Below are 17,106 nucleotides of genomic sequence, written 5' to 3' on the forward strand. Positions count from 1 at the left end.
AGGATTTTAACCATTCTTTATGAAATAAGTTCAGTTTAAAGAACAGGAATCACTATTTATCTTATTACAGATTCATTTTAGCCAGTTGGAAACTTTCAAAAGCGGCTTTGCGGTTATATTCTTCAGCAAGGGTTTTATAGTTTACCAAATCAACAATTGAACCAACCAGGCAAAGTCCGGCAGTAAATAAATATAAAATACCCATTCCGATCTGACCGACAATAAAGCGTTGTAAACCCGGAATTAAACATAGGCCCACCAAACAAAAGATCAGCATATCTTGTGGTGACTTTCTTTTGCTCGAATAATTCATATAGAAATATTTCTTTTGGTTATCGTTCAAATCGGCAATGCCTTGCTGAATAAAATTCATCTCTTCGGGAGTTATACCTGGCAGCGCCATATAAGGATTTTGATACATGTCCATTGTTTTATTTTTTAAGTGATTTTGTTTTGATGATATAAAACTAAGATAATACAAAAAATAACACAATAAAAAACTGGTTATCAGTAAAAAGATGTCGGTGAGTATGGGTATTAAAGCGGTGAAGAAGTTTATCTAAATGTTTCGCGATTAGGAGAGGTTTTTAATAGGATAAAGCCTCATCTTTCCCAACTGATAAATGCGGTATAATAAAATGATTAATGCAGGGATACCCAGCCAATGGGCATGAAAAGAGCTTTTTATATCGCCATGAAATAAAAAGGCGATAGAATGCCCCAGGCCGCAGCCCGGGCACCAGGTAAAGCCTAAAAGCTTTAGCGGGCATAAAGTAAAATGAGCCTGCGCCGTTGGATTGCTGATGGCTAAAGCAACCAATGCCGAAATCCAAAACACAAGCTCGAAATATTGTGAAAAAAGCCTTTTAATCAACCTTGTTGGGTTTGGTGGTTAACAATACAGATACACCTAATGAGAACAGGAGACCCACAAGCAAAGCCCCGAACACACGGCCCGAAAAATCCTGAATGCTATGATCTTTTGCAAACTCATCTATATAAATAATGGCAGCGGCAACGGTTATTATACCGCCAATTACCAAAATTTTAAAACATTGAAATAAAGCTTCCAAAAACCCCATGTGGCCTTTGCATTCGTGATTGCGATAACTCTTTAGTCCGAAATATAAAACTATCAGGGGTATAAGCAAGGAGACAAATTCAATAGGTTCAACACCGCTGATCTGTGGCGAAAAGCCAAGCATCCGCATAACAAACATCCACACTATGCTTAAAACGCCTATATAAAGGCCACATATAATTGCATTTTTCATGGTTTAAAATTTGGTTAAGGTGATATTGCTTAATAATACTGCTGCTATGCAGCAAACGTTGCTTTTGTGTATTAAATTTAAGTATATAAAGTAATTACATCATCATATTGTTTGTATTATTTTTAAGCCAGTTCCCATTATCGGCATGAACCCCCTTTTTTGCTTATATTTGCAGCGCTTTGAATATTCGGGATATTTTAGATAGATATAAAGCTGATAACCGGATCCAGGCGTTGGCGCAGGCGCTAAATGCTGGTAAAAGTCCAAGGGTTCAGTTACGTGGTTTAGTCGGATCGGGAGATGCGACCATCGCGGTAGCGCTGTATTTTTTGCAGCATAAGCACATGATATTTGTGCTGCCCGACAGGGAAGAAGCCGGCTATTTCCAGGCCGACCTGGAGAACTTAACCGGGAAAGAAATTTTGCTTTTTCCTTCATCCTACAGAAAACCTTTTGAATTTACACAGCCGGATAGCAGCAATGTACTGGCCCGTGCCGAAGTCCTGAATGAGCTTAATCATTCTTCAGAATTTGGCCAGCTGATAGTCACTTACCCCGAAGCTTTGGCCGAAAAGGTGATTGACCGTGCATCCCTCGAAAAAAACACCCTCGAAATATCCCTGAACAATAAACTGAGTATTGATTTTATCAATGAGTTTTTGGTAGAGTATGATTTTGACCGGGTTGATTTTGTTTATGAACCGGGCCAGTTCTCTATCCGTGGTGGGATTGTTGACATATTCTCTTTTTCGCACGAATTACCTTACCGGGTTGAATTCTTTGGCGATTTTATCGAATCGATACGTACGTTTGAGATTGAGAGTCAGTTATCTGTTGAGCAGGTTAAAAGCATCACCATTGTACCCAATGTACAGTCGAAGTTTTTAACAGAAAACAATATTTCACTGTTGGAGTATGTGGATAGCGATAGCCAGATTTGGATAAAAGATGTTCAGTTTACACTGGATATTATTCAAACCGGTTATAAAAAAGCGACAGAGTTGTGGAAGGCCTTATCTGTAGAGGATAAAAATAAAAACCCCGAATGGATAGACCCTAAATTTGGCTTTACCGACGAAAAACTGATTGCCGATCAACTGCATGATTTTGCCCTGGTTGAATTTGGCAAACAGTTTTTTTACCAAACGGAACATGCCATTCATTTTGATATGCGCCCGCAGCCATCTTTTAATAAAGATTTTACGCTGCTGATCCACAATTTTAAGAATAACGAGGCAGAACATATCGAGAATTTTATCCTTACAGATTCTGCCCGGCAGGTGGAACGACTTTATGCCATTTTGGAAGATCTGGATAAAACGGTAAAATTTACACCTATAAGTATATCGGTAAGGGAAGGTTTTGTTGACCGGGAACAAAAATTTGCCTGCTATACCGACCACCAGATATTTGACCGTTACTATAAGTATAAGCTTAAAAAAGGATATCAGCGTTCACAGGCTATCACCCTAAAAGAATTACGGGAGTTAAAACCGGGCGATTATGTGACCCATATTGACCATGGCATTGGCAAATATGCCGGACTGGAAAAGGTTGAAGTGAACGGCAAAATGCAGGAGATGATTCGCCTGGTTTATGCTGATAATGATTTGCTTTATGTAAACATTAACTCGCTTAACCGCATTTCTAAATACAGCGGTAAGGAGGGAGCAATACCCAGAATGAATAAGCTGGGAACCGATACCTGGGAAAAGCTGAAGAAAACCACAAAAAAAAAAGTTAAAGACATTGCCCGCGATCTGATTAAGCTATACGCCCTGCGCAAGGCGCAACATGGCAATGCTTTCTCCAGAGATACTTATCTGCAAACCGAGCTGGAGGCATCTTTTATTTATGAGGATACCCCCGACCAGGAAAAAGCCACCAACGACTTTAAAAAGGATATGGAATCGCCACATCCTATGGACAGGCTGATTTGTGGGGATGTGGGCTTTGGTAAAACAGAGGTGGCCATAAGGGCCGCATTTAAAGCTGTTGCCGATAGCAAACAGGTGGCTATATTGGTGCCAACCACTATTTTGGCAGCACAGCATTACAAAACATTTTCGGACAGGTTGAAAGGTTTCCCTTGCAATATTGATTATGTGAATCGGTTTAAATCACCCAAGCAGATTAAAGATACGCTGGAGAAACTGAAAGAGGGCAAGGTTGATATCATCATAGGCACCCATCGTTTGGTAAGTAAAGATGTTAAGTTTAAAGATTTGGGGCTGATGATTATTGACGAGGAGCAGAAGTTTGGTGTATCAACCAAAGAAAAGCTGAAACAAATGCGCGCCAATGTAGATACGCTTACCTTAACCGCAACGCCAATACCGCGGACCCTTCATTTTTCGCTGATGGGCGCACGCGATCTTTCTATTATATCAACCCCGCCGCCAAACCGCCAGCCCGTAGTTACCGAATTACATGTATTTAACGATACGCTGATTAAAGAAGCCGTTGAGCATGAGATTGACCGTGGTGGCCAGGTGTTTTTTATCCATAACCGGGTAAGCGATCTGCCGCAGCTGGGTGGTATGATCCACAAACTGGTACCAAAGGCAAGGATAGGGATTGCCCACGGGCAACTGGAAGGTGATGCGCTGGAAGATGTAATGCTAAAGTTTGTGAATCATGAGTATGATGTGCTGGTAGCCACAACCATTATTGAAGCAGGGTTGGATATCCCTAACGCCAATACCATTATTATTAACTACGCACACATGTTTGGTCTGAGCGACTTGCACCAAATGCGTGGCCGTGTGGGTAGGAGTAATAAAAAGGCTTATTGTTATTTGCTGAGTCCGCCATTATCTACGCTTACCAGCGAGGCGCGTAAACGCCTAAGCGCGATTGAAGAGTTTAGTGACCTGGGCAGCGGGTTCAATGTAGCTATGCGCGATCTGGACATCCGTGGCAGTGGTAACCTGTTGGGGGCTGAACAGAGTGGCTTTATTGCCGAAATAGGCTTCGAGATGTATCATAAAATACTGGACGAGGCCATACAGGAGCTGAAGGAAGATGAATTTAAAGGTGTTTTTCCGGATGATAAACCAAGGCCTTATATTTCCTTTACCCAGATAGATACCGACCTGGAAATATTAATACCGGACGAATACGTTACCAGTATATCTGAGCGATACAATTTATACACCGACCTATCCAAACTGGAAAACGAAGTTGAGTTGAACGCATTTCAGCAGCAACTCCACGATCGTTTTGGGCCGATACCACCGCAGGTAAACGATTTGCTGAACACCATGCGTCTGCAATGGTTGGGTAAAGCTATCGGATTTGAAAAAATATCGCTCAAAAAAAATGTCCTTAGGGGCTATTTTATTACCAATCAGCAATCGCCTTATTTTGAAACGGATGCTTTCAGGCAGGTGCTTTCCTTTGTACAGGGAAATCCTCGACGTACCAATTTAAAAGAAGTTAAAAATACGCTTCGCCTAAGCATTGAAGGTGTAAACAGCATTAACCAAGCGGTTAACTTGCTAAGTGATATTGCGGAACCGGTTAGTGTTTAAAAAGCCTCACACCCAATTCTGAAATCAAAGGGCCAGTTTAGCTACTTCTTCTCCTACCAAACTTCCCATGGCTACACCCATGCCATTGCATCGCACGGCACAAAACAGATTAGGTTCAATTTCTTTAACAATTGGGTTAATGTCATCGCCAAATCCCATAATTCCACTCCACCAGTAATCAATTTCAAAATCCTGCCCGGGCAATATTACTTCTTTAAGATAATGGGTTAATTTGTTTTTAACCGCTTCGGTATGTCCAAAAACCCAGGTTTCTTCGCTCTCGAAATCTATATTCCTACCACCTCCAAAAAGTACCCGGTTGTCAATATTCCTGAAATAGTAATAGCCTTCATCAAAGTGGTAAGTGCCTTTCAGCTTTAAATCAGCAACGGGTTTAGTAACCAATACCTGCCCCCGGCCCGGCACTACATTCAATTCAGGAAACAACTGACTGGCAAATGCATTGGTAGCCAGAATCACTTTGCCTGCCTTAAAGTTGCCGTGTGTTGTACTGAGACAAATGTGACTTACTTCATTTTCAATTTGCTTTATTTCGCAGCCGTTTAAAACCAGTACTCCCAGGTTATATGCCTTATATAAAAGGGCACGCATCATTTTGCCGGTATGTATCTGTCCCTCAAACGGGTTATAGATCATGCGGCTTACACCCTTAAATCCAAAAGCTGCAATTTTGGCACTAACGGCTGAATAAATGTCGGCCTGGCCGATGGCGTTTTTTAATAAATTGTTGATGTAGAGGATTTGTGCAATACTTGCATCGGCCCGCTCTGTTTCATCGTCCATAAATAATTCATAACCACCATGCTGTAAGTATTCAATATTGCTATCGCCTAAATTTTCCCGTAATCTTTGTAATCCCCGCCATTTGTAATTAACCAAACGGGCAACCTCTTCTTCCGAAGCTTCTTTTAAATATGCAATCTGCTCTGATACAGTGCCAAAGCAGGTAAATCCTGCGTTTTTGGTACTTGCACCGGTCGGCAAAAAGCCTCGTTCTAAAACCAATACTTTTAAAGTGGATTGTTGTTGTTTTAAATGTAAAGCCGCACTTAAGCCAACAATACCACTGCCTATAATAATGATGTCGGCATTATCAATAAAGGCGGTGCGCTCCCAGTATGAAAAAGTGTTTGTTGCCATTTGATCTGGTAGTAAACGGAATGCTTTTTGTTTTAGGGTAAAAGGCCGTAGTCTTTAATCCATAATCAAAAATATAGAATTAAATGCGATTAGACTCAAGACCACAGACTTAAAACTCAAGACTAAACAATGGATCATTTATCATTTATAACTGCATACATCAATACCGGCTCTGCCTGGCTTTTGATGATTATTATTGCCATAGTAAGTTTTATTGTACAATGGCGCTTTAAAAGCAAGTTCAAAACCTATTCAGAAATTCCCTTACTATCTGGCCTTTCCGGACAGGAGGTAGCAGAACGGATGCTGCGCGACAACGGCATTTATGATGTACAGGTAATTTCTGTTGAGGGGCAACTCACCGACCATTATAACCCCGAAAACAAAACGGTTAATTTAAGCCCCGATGTGTATTATAGCCGTAGCGTGGCCTCGGCTGCAGTGGCCGCTCATGAGTGCGGACACGCCGTGCAGCATGCCAAAGCTTATGCCTGGTTAAGTTTCCGTTCAGCAATGGTTCCGGCAATCAGCATTGCATCAACCATAACTCAATGGACTTTATTTATTGGAGTGATGTTACTCTTTTTTACCCATAACCCATTAGTGCTGGCTATTGGCGTTGCTGCCCTGGCCCTGGTTACATTTTTCAGTTTTATAACCCTGCCGGTTGAGTTTGATGCCAGCCGCCGTGCTTTGGCCTGGCTTAATAACAATTACACTGTAATGCAAACCCGCGAAGAACATAAACAGGCGAAAGACGCCCTATGGTGGGCCGCTATGACTTATGTGGTTGCCGCTTTAAGTTCATTAGCCGCATTACTTTACTATGCTTCCTTTTTGTTTGACAGAAGAAACTAATAACATTATTATAATTTAATAATGATAAAAGGGCTGTTACGGTTTCACAGGAACAGCCCTTTTATGTTTGATTCCTTTAATGAATGAAGCTCATAAATGTTAAATAATTGAACTGACACACCCATTTAACTAATGGCTCCGAGTTATTGCATAGGCCCACAAACAAAACATTTTGGCTTTATAATTGTCGTATGGATACTACAAATACAATTTACCATGAAAAAAATATCAAAAATATTGCTTTTAGCATGCGCTGTTTTCTTTGCAGTGTCAGCAACATACGCGCAGGTCAGCGTGGGCATATCTGTTGGGATAGCCCCGCCACCATTACCGGTTTATGTTCAGCCCGAATGCCCTGTTGACGGTTATTTATGGCAACCAGGTTATTGGGCCTATGATAATGTTGAGGGATATTATTGGGTGCCTGGTGTGTGGGTGGCCCCGCCAAATCCTGGCTTATACTGGACGCCTGCTTATTGGGGATATGCCGGTGGTGCTTATGGTTTTCACATAGGATATTGGGGTCCACATGTTGGTTTCTACGGTGGCATTAACTATGGATACGGATATGGGGGCGTTGGCTTTGTTGGTGGAGGATGGTCTGGTGGCCGTTTCCGTTACAATACTGCTGTAGTAAATGTAAACAGAACCGTAATACACAACACTTATATCGACCGTACGGTTGTCCGCAATAACAATGGGGGCCGCACCAGCTTTAACGGCCCAGGCGGTGTAAACGCCAGACCAAATTCACGGGAACAAGCTGCCATGAGAGATCGCCACATACAGCCTACTTCACAGCAGCTTTCACATCAGCAGGCAGCCAGCCATAATAGAAGTCAGTTTGCTTCAGTAAACCATGGCCGTCCGGCAACAGCAGCAGCAAGCCGCGTTAGCGCACGTCCATTTAGTGCACAAACGAAAACTGCGCCTCACCAGGCTACCGGTTTTGGTCAACATGCACAAGCTCGTAATTCAACAGCAAATCGTACAACTGCCCGTGCACCGCAACAACGTGCTGCGGTTTCGCACCAAACGCAACGTACGCCTGTACAACACGCACAACAAACCAGGCAACAGCCTCAAGCGCATGTACAACAGGCGCGCATGCAGCAACAGTCAAGAGCGCCTCAGCCTCAGCAACATATGCAGCAGGCAAGGGCTCAGCAACAACCACGAATGCAACAGGCAAGAGCTCCGCAACAACAACGTGCGCAACAAGCAAGAGCACCGCAACAACGTGGTGGCGGTGAAAGACATAGATAATATCATGCTATATATTTAAAACAAAAACCCGCTATTTAAAGCGGGTTTTTTGTTTTGTAGCCGAGCCCCTCCGTTTGTTAATACAATATTAGAAACACATTAGATTTTTACTTTTTTCAATCAACAATTAAACTTTACTGTTTAATTAGCTGTCTCATACATGAAATTTAATAAGTTATAGATGAAATTTACAAGAATATTTATCCCCTTATGCGTACTGCTTTTTGCAGTTATCAAAACAAATGCACAAATAAGTGTTAGCATCAGCGTAGGCACACCACCTCCCGCATTACCTGTTTATGTTCAACCAGCCTGTCCTACTGATGGCTATTTATGGGTACCCGGCTATTGGGCCTATGATGATAATGACGGTTACTACTGGGTACCCGGTGTATGGGTAGCAGCTCCGCAACCCGGCTATTTATGGACACCGGCCTATTGGGGTTATGAAGGTGGTCATTATGGTTTTCATGCCGGTTACTGGGGGGCGCACGTAGGTTTTTATGGCGGTATTAATTATGGCTATGGTTATGGCGGTGTAGGTTTTGCAGGCGGCGGATGGTCTGGCGATCATTTCCGTTATAACACGGCAGTTGTTAACGTAAACACCACCGTAGTTCATAACACCTATATTGATAAAACAGTAATTGTTAATAATACTACAGTAAACAACCATGCCAGCTTCAATGGTCCGGGTGGTTATAATGCGCGTCCGCGTCCGGAAGAACAAATGGCCATGCGCGAGCAGCACATTCAACCAACCGCTGAGCAGGTTTCACACCAGCAGGGAGCCAGCAAGGACAAAAATCAGTTTGCTTCTGTAAATAACGGTCATCCAACCGCAACAGCAATGAACCATGTTGGCGGCCGCCCAATTAACGAGCAGGGCCACACCGCAACCGGATCAAACATGGGGCATTTTAATAACGCTAACCGAACAAGTCCAAATCCGGGCAGTCCTAACAGCAGTAATGCAAACAGGCCGGCAAATAATGCGGCAACACCTAATCAACCACAGGCCAATCAGCAGCATAATTTAAATCAGCAGCAAGGTCAGCAACACAATCAACAGGTACAACAACCACGTACTCAACAGGCACAGCAACCTCGTGGTCAACAACAGCCGCATAATAACAATCAGCAGCATAGTCAGCCACAGGCACATCAACAACACGGAGGTGGTCAAAGGCCCCCTAAAGAAAAACACTAATTGCTTTTAATTGAAAAAAACAAAAACCCGCCTGATAATTCAGAGCGGGTTTTCTTTTTGATGTTATACTGTTCTAATTTTTTTAGTTCATCCTGTAAGGGGCTACCAGGTAAAATTCAGGAATTTGCACATTGAATAAAGAGTTATCAATCAGGCGTGTCATCTGATACTCACCTTTCATGCTTCCCATGTCTGTTTTTAAATTACAGCCAGAAACATATTCATGTGCATGGCCCGGCTCAATAACCGGCTGCTGACCAACAACACCTTCGCCTTCCACTTCTCTTTTTGCACCGTTGGAGTCAAAAATATACCAATGACGGCTCAATAAACGAACCGCATAATTACCCATGTTTTCTATGCTTACTTTGTATGCAAACATAAAATGATCATTCGCAGGGTTCGAATATTCAGGCTGGTAAATCGTTTCTACCGAAACCTTAACACCATCTGTAATAGTAGTAACCATATAAAGATCTGTTTTTTTCAAATATATAATATACAGTCAAATATCAAGCCATTTCTTAATAAAAAATTTATGGTTCTTTATTTTATTTAACTGCTAATGCTCAAAGTATTATGTCTAAACTAACGACTCAAATTCGGCATATCGCGGATTCTGGCTTACCTCTTCCAAAATCTCCATAACCTCTTCAAAATTGCCGGCTGTTACCAGGCGCATGCGGTATTCCTTAAAGTTTTCAATCCCCTTAAAGTAATTTGAATAATGCCTCCGCATCTCAAAAATGCCTGTTTTAGGGCCTTTCCATTCCATTGATTTTTGCAGATGGGTGGTACAGGCATCAATCCGCTCGGCTATGGTTGGTTTCTCCAGGTATTCGCCTGTTTTAAAGTAATGCTTTATCTCCCTGAATATCCATGGATAACCAATGGCCGCACGCCCAATCATCATTCCATCCACACCAAATTCCATGCGCCACTCCGCCGCTTTTTGTGGCGAATCAATATCTCCGTTTCCAAAAATTGGAATTTTTATTCTCGGGTTTTTCTTAATTTCTCTTATCAGTGTCCAGTCGGCAACACCTTTGTACATCTGTGAGCGGGTGCGGCCATGTATGGTTAGGGCTTTTATACCCACATCCTGCAATCGCTCAGCAACCTCGTACACATTTTTGGTGTTGTCGTCCCAGCCCAGCCTGGTTTTTACGGTTACCGGTAAATGGGTAGCTTCAACAACCGCTTTGGTCATGGCCACCATTTTATCAATATCCTGTAAAAGACTGGCTCCGGCACCGCGGCAGGCTACTTGCTTAACCGGGCAGCCATAGTTAATGTCCATCAGGTCGGGCTTGGCAAGGGTAGCTATTTCGGTAGCCTCGCGCATGTGATCAATATCGCTGCCAAATATCTGTATACCTATAGGACGCTCATACTCAAAAATGTCCAGCTTCTGTCTGCTTTTTGCTGCATCGCGAATTAGCCCCTCTGATGAGATGAACTCTGTGTACATCATATCCGCACCGTTTTTTTTGCACACGTAACGGAATGGCGGATCGCTCACGTCTTCCATCGGTGCCAGCAACAGCGGGAATTCTCCTAAATCAATATTTCCAATTTGTACAGACATGCCTTATCTTCGTGGCAAATTTACGAATTTTAACCGGGATGATAAACACACCATACAAAGACTTAGAAAAGCATGACAATCAGTTACATCCTTCGCTGCTGTTTTTAGTTTTTATATGCATTTTTATTGGGGTGCTTATTATTGGCAATGCCATTGGCGCAGGTTTAATTGTGCTGGTTTATGGCACAAAAACGTTAACCGCCCTGGCTACGCTGGATACCTCCTCACCACAAATTATTAATGCTTTATGGATATTGCAAACCCTGGGTACTACTTTCCCGATTTTTGCAGCGCCTGTTTTTTTTGCTTTTGTAGTTGTACGCGACCCGGCAGATTATCTTAAAGCGAACTTCCGTTTCCCATGGGGGTTATTATTTATAGGGATATTTATTATGCTGCTCTCCAATCCGGTTATTGAAGTGCTGTCAAACATCAACCAAAAACTACAACTGCCGCATTTTTTAAGTGGAGTGCAGAAATGGATGGAAGATAGTGAAAAAAGCGCAGCGCAAATTACTGAAACTATGCTGCAAATGAACACCATTGGCAGCTTGATTTTTAATGTTTTGTTTATTGGTTTGATACCCGCCATTGTTGAAGAATTTATGTTCAGGGGGGTATTGCAAACAATTTTTTTAAAATGGACTAAAAACGCCCATGTTGCTATATGGATAACTGCCATATTATTCAGTGCCTTTCACATGGAGTTTTTTGGTTTTTTACCACGATTGCTGCTCGGCTTATTGTTTGGTTACTTTGTAGTTTGGACAGGCAGTATCTGGCCGGCGGTTTGGGCCCACTTTTTAAATAACGGGCTGGATGTAGTACTTACCTATCTTTCACAGCATAAATTAATTAAAATTGATCCTAACGAAACGCACGTATTTAATGCTGTTGCTTATATAACCAGCGCCATAATTTTATTTATACTGATGCTGATATACCGGCGCCTGGCTTTAGAAAAAAAACAGATTACAGAAGGCTGAAAAATGGAGAAAAATTGGATTAAAATTTTCTCATCCTCAAATTATTACCAATCTGAAATGGTAAAGCAAGCCCTTATCGGCCACCATATCGAATCAGTTCTGTTAAACAAGCAAGACACAACTTACCGTACATTTGGCGAAGTTGAAGTTTATATTCACCAGGAAGATTTTAGCAATGCCATTGAGATTATCATCCTTAATCAAATTAATTCATGAAAACACGTGCCATTACCGGCTTTTTCTTTGTTATTGTAATGCTGGGCTCTGTGCTTTTGGGTCAGTATCCATTCGGCATCTTTTATTTATTGCTCATTATTCTTTGCCAGCGTGAATTTTATGGCTTAATAAAACAAAGCGGCTTCAAACCAAACCTGGTTTGGGGGCTAATCAATGGCTTTTTCATTTATACGGTATTTGCCATTATTCCTTTTTTTAATGCTAATGCTTTAATCTTTCATAAACTGCTGTTTTTAATACCGGTAACCTTAAGTGTGGTTTTTATACAGGAGCTGTTTAACAAAACAGAAGCTCCGTTCAGCAATATTGCCTATACTTTTTTAGGGTTGATATTAATTTGCATCCCTTTTACTTTTTTTCAGGCGATGGCCTATGTAAAAGGCGATTTTAACTTTCATTTTCCATTAGCGTTTTTACTGCTGCTTTGGGCCAATGACACCGGGGCCTATTTAACAGGCAGGCAGTTTGGCCGCACCAAACTTTTTGAGCGCCACTCGCCTAAAAAAACATGGGAAGGCTTTTTCGGGGGGATGGTGATTGCTGCTGGCGTGGCATTAATTATCAGTCATTATTTTAATGATCTACCCTGGAACAGGTGGGTAGCTATAGCCATCCTCATTAGCTGCTTCGGCACACTGGGCGATCTGGTTGAATCTATGTTTAAACGCAGCATCAATGTAAAAGACAGCGGCGGAATATTGCCCGGCCATGGTGGCCTGTTGGATCGTTTCGACGGATTATTTATAGCAGCCCCTGTTGTTTATGCTTATCTATATCTTGTTTTGAACTAAGATATCGCTCTTTTTGATGCAAGCCAATTAAATTTTTAACTTTGTAAAAAGAATACAAACATGACTTTCCATAAAGAAGGATATAGCTCCCTTGCCATTTGCATACTATTTATAGCTGTTTTAAACGCAGCCATTCAGTTTTATTTTCCTGAAGCAATTGTTGTTAAATGGATAATTTACATCCTATCATTTGTTCTTTTTGTAATTATTGTACAGTTTTTCCGCAGCCCGTCCATCACTATAGAAAAGGACGAAAAATATGTGCTTTGCCCCGCCGATGGTAAAGTAGTGGTAATTGAAGAAGCCGTTGAAACCGAATATCTGAAAGATAAAAGAATCCAGCTTTCGGTATTTATGTCGCCTATAAATGTTCATATTAACCGTAACCCAATTAAAGGTGTGGTTAAGTATTTCAAATATCATTCGGGTAAGTACTTAGTAGCCTGGCACCCTAAATCAAGTACCGAAAACGAGCGCACCACTATTGTTATTGAAAACAGCAAGGGCGTACCTGTATTATTCCGCCAAATAGCCGGAGCGTTGGCTCGCCGTATTGTTTGGTATGTAAAAGAAGGTGACAAGGTAGATCAGGGTGATCAGTTTGGGTTCATCAAATTTGGATCTCGCGTGGATGTATTTTTACCCCTTGGCTCTGAAATAAAAGTTGAATTAGGCCAGGTTGTAAAAGGCGGCCGAACTATACTCGCGGAATTGCCTGCAATAGCCGCAACCAAAAAACAAGATGCCGACAATGCTTTCGACGCCGTTGCAGCTGCCAGACCGGTAAAAACTACTGTAAAGAAAAGTGTGTAATTATACTACACTAGTATATAAACCAAAGCGCCGGTAATCATATACCGGCGCTTTTTGTTTATCAAAATTCAAAGCTATTTATTATTTATATTGCTCATCTGCGTTGCTGGTCTTTTTCTCTCCATAATCAACAAGTTCTATACGGGCCTCATTAGTATCTTCTCTTTTTTCAGAAAAAGGAATAGCAAGGCCTCCCCCAAAACATATACCAACTGACGCCAGGATAATAAGCAGCACTATAAATACCAACTTAATAGCTTTTTTAAAGCCTCCCATAATAAATAAATTAACGGTTAAATAATTACTGCATAAAGGCAGCATTAATAAAAGGAATAACGCCGGTTGAAGAATTAACCAGGTTACGTTATTGACGTAATAAGAACGTCCTTTGCCGGGCTTTGAGGAATTGCCTTTATAGTAATGGCTTGTTGTTGGATCGTTATTTTAACCAATCTGAATTGTTTACGCTGGTGGATAAACCTTACTTTACAAACCAGGTTGTTTGCAAATACTAAATACTTTTGATTAGCACCGTAAACAATTTTGACTACCTGCTGCTTGACTTTTTTATTATAGGCACTAATAAGATGAGCAGATCTTACTCTCCTTGAGAATACTAATTCAGTAAGTGCCTTTTGAGTACAGAATGACTGTGATACCGCTGGAAGCGAAATGGCACAGGTGTGGAATATAAAGGTTAACGCAATTAACCATTTATATAACTTCGCTTTACAATAAAACAACCGATCACCTGACATTATAGGTAAAGGTACATTTTATCATTAATTTTCCATTAACTCCTTTGTATTAACCAGTTCATTATAGATGCCATCCCATAAAGCTATCCGTTTTTCAAGCGCGGTTATGGAGGCTGCAGTAATTTCCTCCCATTTTTGGGCATCTTCGCCGCAAAGTTCGGCAGTCATTTCCAGTGCCAGATGGCTATGGTGATCGCCATCAACTTCTATATGGCGGTCCAGGTAATATTTAAATTGTGAAACCTGCCCCGGAAATTTCAGATTAAGGTCATTCACAATGGTTAAAAACATATAAGGGATCAGGTCTTCACGTCCAAAAGTAAAAACTGCAGCCTGCAAGTGCGCCTTGCCGCTGTTAATCACGTTAAAGGTATAGTCCACAAATTCGCGGGCAGCATCAGGAATGGCCGTTGTAGTAAAAGCGGTATCCAAATTGCCTGATTTTTGAAGAGCTGCAATAAAATCAAGAAATACTGTGGGGGCGGCATCGCATTGCTTCATGGCATCCAAATACATTTCATAATGGCTTTTGCGCACGCCTTCAGCATCAAGATCAGATTCCTCGCCGGTTACAATTTCATTAATCAGATAACGGGTATTGGCATTTCCAACCGGAAACCAGGGCACATTAGTACAAGTTAAATTTTGCTGCAAACCTTTAAGCAACGACATAAAATCCCAAACGGCGTAAATATGGTAATTCATAAAAACAGCAAGGTCATCAATATTCTTTACTACGCTGTAAACTTTATGGTTAACAATTTGCTGCCTTAGGGGTTCAATAGCTTCTTGTATTTTTTTTATGTGCTCGTTCATCTGCTTCCTACTGGTGTTTTCCGGGCGCAAAGGTAAAATTTTGCTGCAAATCCATTTATAAATATTGATCTTAAAGTACTTATCGCTGCGCAATTATGAGAATGAAATGACCGGAGAAGGCTTATTTAATCACTTCAGGAATACTTTTATCGGCTTGGTTCAATTATCATGGCGCCTAACGCTTGCTCAGCTGGTAAAAAAACAATTTGTTTACCAAGTGGTTGTTTACAAAATATTAACTGAAAAAATACACCCGCATAATATAGCTATAGGTTGTAAAAGGTGTTGGATTTTATAATTGGAAGTTTAAAATTATAAGCTCCTTATTATTAAGTTATTATTTATAATTATATTTGTTTGATTTGATAAACGTGATGGATTGCCGCTTATGTTTTCAATTTGACCTAACATCGCACATTTCATCAATAAATTTTATTCCCTAGGATTGTTAAACTATTTGCCCGGAATGATTTGCCAGGCGATTAATAAAAATTATGAAGAACGTTATTTACTGGATACTGGTCTTCCTGGGATTAATTTCCACCGTTGCCTTAGGAATGATCATCATAGGGTGGGCACTTAATAAGCCATTTTAAAAATCTAATTAGCACAGGTTCTTATCCCTGTTGTATTTTTAAACTGGTAGTTTGGGCTATTTCCTTATTTTATCAATCAAATGACACTTATACGCTGTGTTTTAGGTAATTTTGTTTGAGAAATTATGACAATCACCCAAGAACAAGTTTTACAAGCCCTGAGCAATGTGGAAGAACCCGATCTGAAAAAAGATCTGGTTACCCTTAACATGATACAGGATATCCATATAGAAGGTAACCATGTTAGCTTTTCTGTAATACTAACCACCCCGGCTTGCCCGCTTAAGGCCATGATTGAAAATGCCTGCCGAAATGCCATATTGTATTTTGTTAGCAAAGATGTCGAGATCAGCATTAACATGACCTCACGTGTTACTACGCAAAAAAACACAGGTGTACCGGGGGTAAAAAACATTATTGCTGTAGCTTCAGGTAAAGGAGGTGTTGGTAAATCAACCGTATCGGTTAACCTGGCACTTGCTTTGGCTAAAACGGGAGCAAAGGTGGGCTTAATAGATGCAGATATTTACGGCCCTTCAGTCCCTATTATGTTTGGACTTGAAGGTGAAAGACCAAAAGCCAGAGACGTTGATGGTAAAACCCGCATTCAGCCCATTGAAAAATATGGTATAAAATTATTATCAATAGGTTTCTTTACCGATCCTAATCAACCCGTTCCATGGCGTGGCCCAATGGTATCAACCGCAGTAAAACAACTTTTTAATGATGCCGACTGGGGCGAACTGGATTATCTGGTGGTAGATTTGCCGCCTGGCACTGGTGATATTCACATAACGGTTACACAAACTTTTCCGGTAACTGGCGCGGTAATTGTAACAACTCCGCAGAATGTGGCACTTGCCGATGCTAAAAAAGGAATTGGCATGTTTATGATGAATGCCATTAACGTTCCCATACTGGGTATTGTTGAAAACATGGCTTATTTTACTCCTGCCGAGCTACCCGAAAATAAATATTACATTTTTGGACAAGGTGGTGGTAAAAAGTTGGCTGAACAACTGGATGTTCCTTTCCTGGCAGAAATTCCGCTGGTTAAGGGCATAAGTGATTCTGGCGATGCCGGTAAACCAATTGTTTTGGATGAGGGTAGTATAATGGCAAATGCCTTTATTGAAATGGCCAAAAAGGTGGCACAGCAGGTAGCCATTTGTAACGCTACTGCTATAGATAAAAAAACTTTGGTAAATAATTAATAACT

General features: G+C 41.1%; 17 protein-coding genes. 9 read left to right on the plus strand and 8 right to left on the minus strand.

Going from position 1 to position 17,106, the window contains the following annotated elements; all coding sequences use genetic code 11:
• Nucleotides 1–64: 64 nt before the first annotated feature.
• The 3 genes from JN11_RS05360 to JN11_RS05370 all read right to left on the minus strand — a co-directional run bounded on the left by JN11_RS05360 (nt 65) and on the right by JN11_RS05370 (nt 1,274).
• Nucleotides 65–427 (minus strand): TM2 domain-containing protein, encoded by a 363-nt coding sequence (locus JN11_RS05360; RefSeq protein WP_246138943.1) that lies wholly within the window; start codon nt 425–427, stop codon nt 65–67.
• Between the two features lie 147 nt (nt 428–574).
• A complete protein-coding gene (locus tag JN11_RS05365) occupies nt 575–874 on the minus strand; it encodes a DUF2752 domain-containing protein (protein WP_246138944.1) in 300 nt (99 codons plus the stop codon).
• The gene (locus JN11_RS05370) at nt 867–1,274 is read right to left on the minus strand and encodes a DUF4199 domain-containing protein (protein WP_144910348.1); all 408 of its coding nucleotides are present in this window, start codon (nt 1,272–1,274) and stop codon (nt 867–869) included. Before JN11_RS05370 ends, JN11_RS05365 begins: the two co-directional genes overlap by 8 nt.
• Before the next feature lie 179 nt (nt 1,275–1,453).
• On the opposite strand from JN11_RS05370, the gene mfd reads away from it, so the two are divergent.
• Nucleotides 1,454–4,807 (plus strand): transcription-repair coupling factor, encoded by a 3,354-nt coding sequence (gene mfd, locus JN11_RS05375; RefSeq protein WP_144910350.1) that lies wholly within the window; start codon nt 1,454–1,456, stop codon nt 4,805–4,807.
• A gap of 24 nt (nt 4,808–4,831) precedes the next feature.
• Here mfd and JN11_RS05380 read toward each other — a convergent pair whose 3' ends face one another.
• On the minus strand, nt 4,832–5,968 hold the full coding sequence (locus tag JN11_RS05380) for an NAD(P)/FAD-dependent oxidoreductase (RefSeq protein ID WP_144910352.1): 1,137 nt from the start codon (nt 5,966–5,968) through the stop codon (nt 4,832–4,834).
• 129 nt (nt 5,969–6,097) lie between these two features.
• Between JN11_RS05380 and JN11_RS05385 the strand changes: the two genes are divergently transcribed.
• From JN11_RS05385 to JN11_RS05395, 3 genes are all read left to right on the plus strand, one after another.
• A complete protein-coding gene (locus tag JN11_RS05385) occupies nt 6,098–6,826 on the plus strand; it encodes a zinc metallopeptidase (RefSeq protein WP_144910354.1) in 729 nt (242 codons plus the stop codon).
• A gap of 216 nt (nt 6,827–7,042) precedes the next feature.
• Complete coding sequence (locus JN11_RS05390) at nt 7,043–8,092, plus strand: YXWGXW repeat-containing protein (RefSeq protein WP_144910356.1); 1,050 nt, start codon at nt 7,043–7,045, stop codon at nt 8,090–8,092.
• Nucleotides 8,093–8,273: 181 nt separating this feature from the next.
• Nucleotides 8,274–9,302, plus strand: a complete 1,029-nt coding sequence (locus JN11_RS05395; RefSeq protein WP_144910358.1) for a YXWGXW repeat-containing protein — start codon at nt 8,274–8,276, stop codon at nt 9,300–9,302.
• Nucleotides 9,303–9,384: 82 nt separating this feature from the next.
• Here the strand turns inward: JN11_RS05395 and apaG are convergent, their stop codons facing one another.
• Entirely contained in the window at nt 9,385–9,771 is a 387-nt protein-coding gene (gene apaG, locus JN11_RS05400; protein WP_144910538.1) for a Co2+/Mg2+ efflux protein ApaG, read from the minus strand.
• A 114-nt stretch (nt 9,772–9,885) separates the two neighbouring features.
• Nucleotides 9,886–10,890, minus strand: coding sequence for a tRNA dihydrouridine synthase DusB (dusB, locus tag JN11_RS05405; protein ID WP_144910360.1), 1,005 nt, complete (start codon nt 10,888–10,890; stop codon nt 9,886–9,888).
• Between the two features lie 38 nt (nt 10,891–10,928).
• Between dusB and JN11_RS05410 the strand changes: the two genes are divergently transcribed.
• The 4 genes from JN11_RS05410 to JN11_RS05425 are packed head-to-tail and all read left to right on the plus strand — an operon-like array spanning nt 10,929 to nt 13,717.
• Nucleotides 10,929–11,876: a CPBP family intramembrane glutamic endopeptidase gene (locus tag JN11_RS05410; protein ID WP_170227693.1), complete on the plus strand. Its 948-nt coding sequence runs from the start codon at nt 10,929–10,931 to the stop codon at nt 11,874–11,876.
• A gap of 57 nt (nt 11,877–11,933) precedes the next feature.
• Nucleotides 11,934–12,092 (plus strand): hypothetical protein, encoded by a 159-nt coding sequence (locus JN11_RS05415; RefSeq protein WP_246138945.1) that lies wholly within the window; start codon nt 11,934–11,936, stop codon nt 12,090–12,092.
• Nucleotides 12,089–12,904, plus strand: coding sequence for a phosphatidate cytidylyltransferase (locus tag JN11_RS05420; protein ID WP_144910366.1), 816 nt, complete (start codon nt 12,089–12,091; stop codon nt 12,902–12,904). The genes JN11_RS05415 and JN11_RS05420 overlap by 4 nt, the downstream gene beginning before the upstream one ends.
• A gap of 60 nt (nt 12,905–12,964) precedes the next feature.
• Nucleotides 12,965–13,717 carry a phosphatidylserine decarboxylase family protein gene (locus JN11_RS05425; RefSeq protein ID WP_144910379.1) on the plus strand — a complete coding sequence of 251 codons (753 nt, stop codon included), beginning with the start codon at nt 12,965–12,967 and terminating at the stop codon, nt 13,715–13,717.
• A gap of 81 nt (nt 13,718–13,798) precedes the next feature.
• Here JN11_RS05425 and JN11_RS05430 read toward each other — a convergent pair whose 3' ends face one another.
• Both JN11_RS05430 and JN11_RS05435 read right to left on the minus strand, forming a co-directional pair.
• On the minus strand, nt 13,799–13,993 hold the full coding sequence (locus JN11_RS05430) for a hypothetical protein (protein ID WP_144910381.1): 195 nt from the start codon (nt 13,991–13,993) through the stop codon (nt 13,799–13,801).
• Between the two features lie 506 nt (nt 13,994–14,499).
• On the minus strand, nt 14,500–15,291 hold the full coding sequence (locus JN11_RS05435; RefSeq protein ID WP_144910384.1) for a DUF3050 domain-containing protein: 792 nt from the start codon (nt 15,289–15,291) through the stop codon (nt 14,500–14,502).
• Between the two features lie 721 nt (nt 15,292–16,012).
• Here JN11_RS05435 and JN11_RS05440 point away from each other — a divergent pair.
• Nucleotides 16,013–17,101 carry an Mrp/NBP35 family ATP-binding protein gene (locus JN11_RS05440; protein ID WP_144910386.1) on the plus strand — a complete coding sequence of 363 codons (1,089 nt, stop codon included), beginning with the start codon at nt 16,013–16,015 and terminating at the stop codon, nt 17,099–17,101.
• Nucleotides 17,102–17,106 lie beyond the last annotated feature (5 nt).

This window comes from Mucilaginibacter frigoritolerans (assembly GCF_007830615.1).
In the GTDB taxonomy this organism is placed as follows: Bacteria; Bacteroidota; Bacteroidia; order Sphingobacteriales; family Sphingobacteriaceae; genus Mucilaginibacter; species Mucilaginibacter frigoritolerans.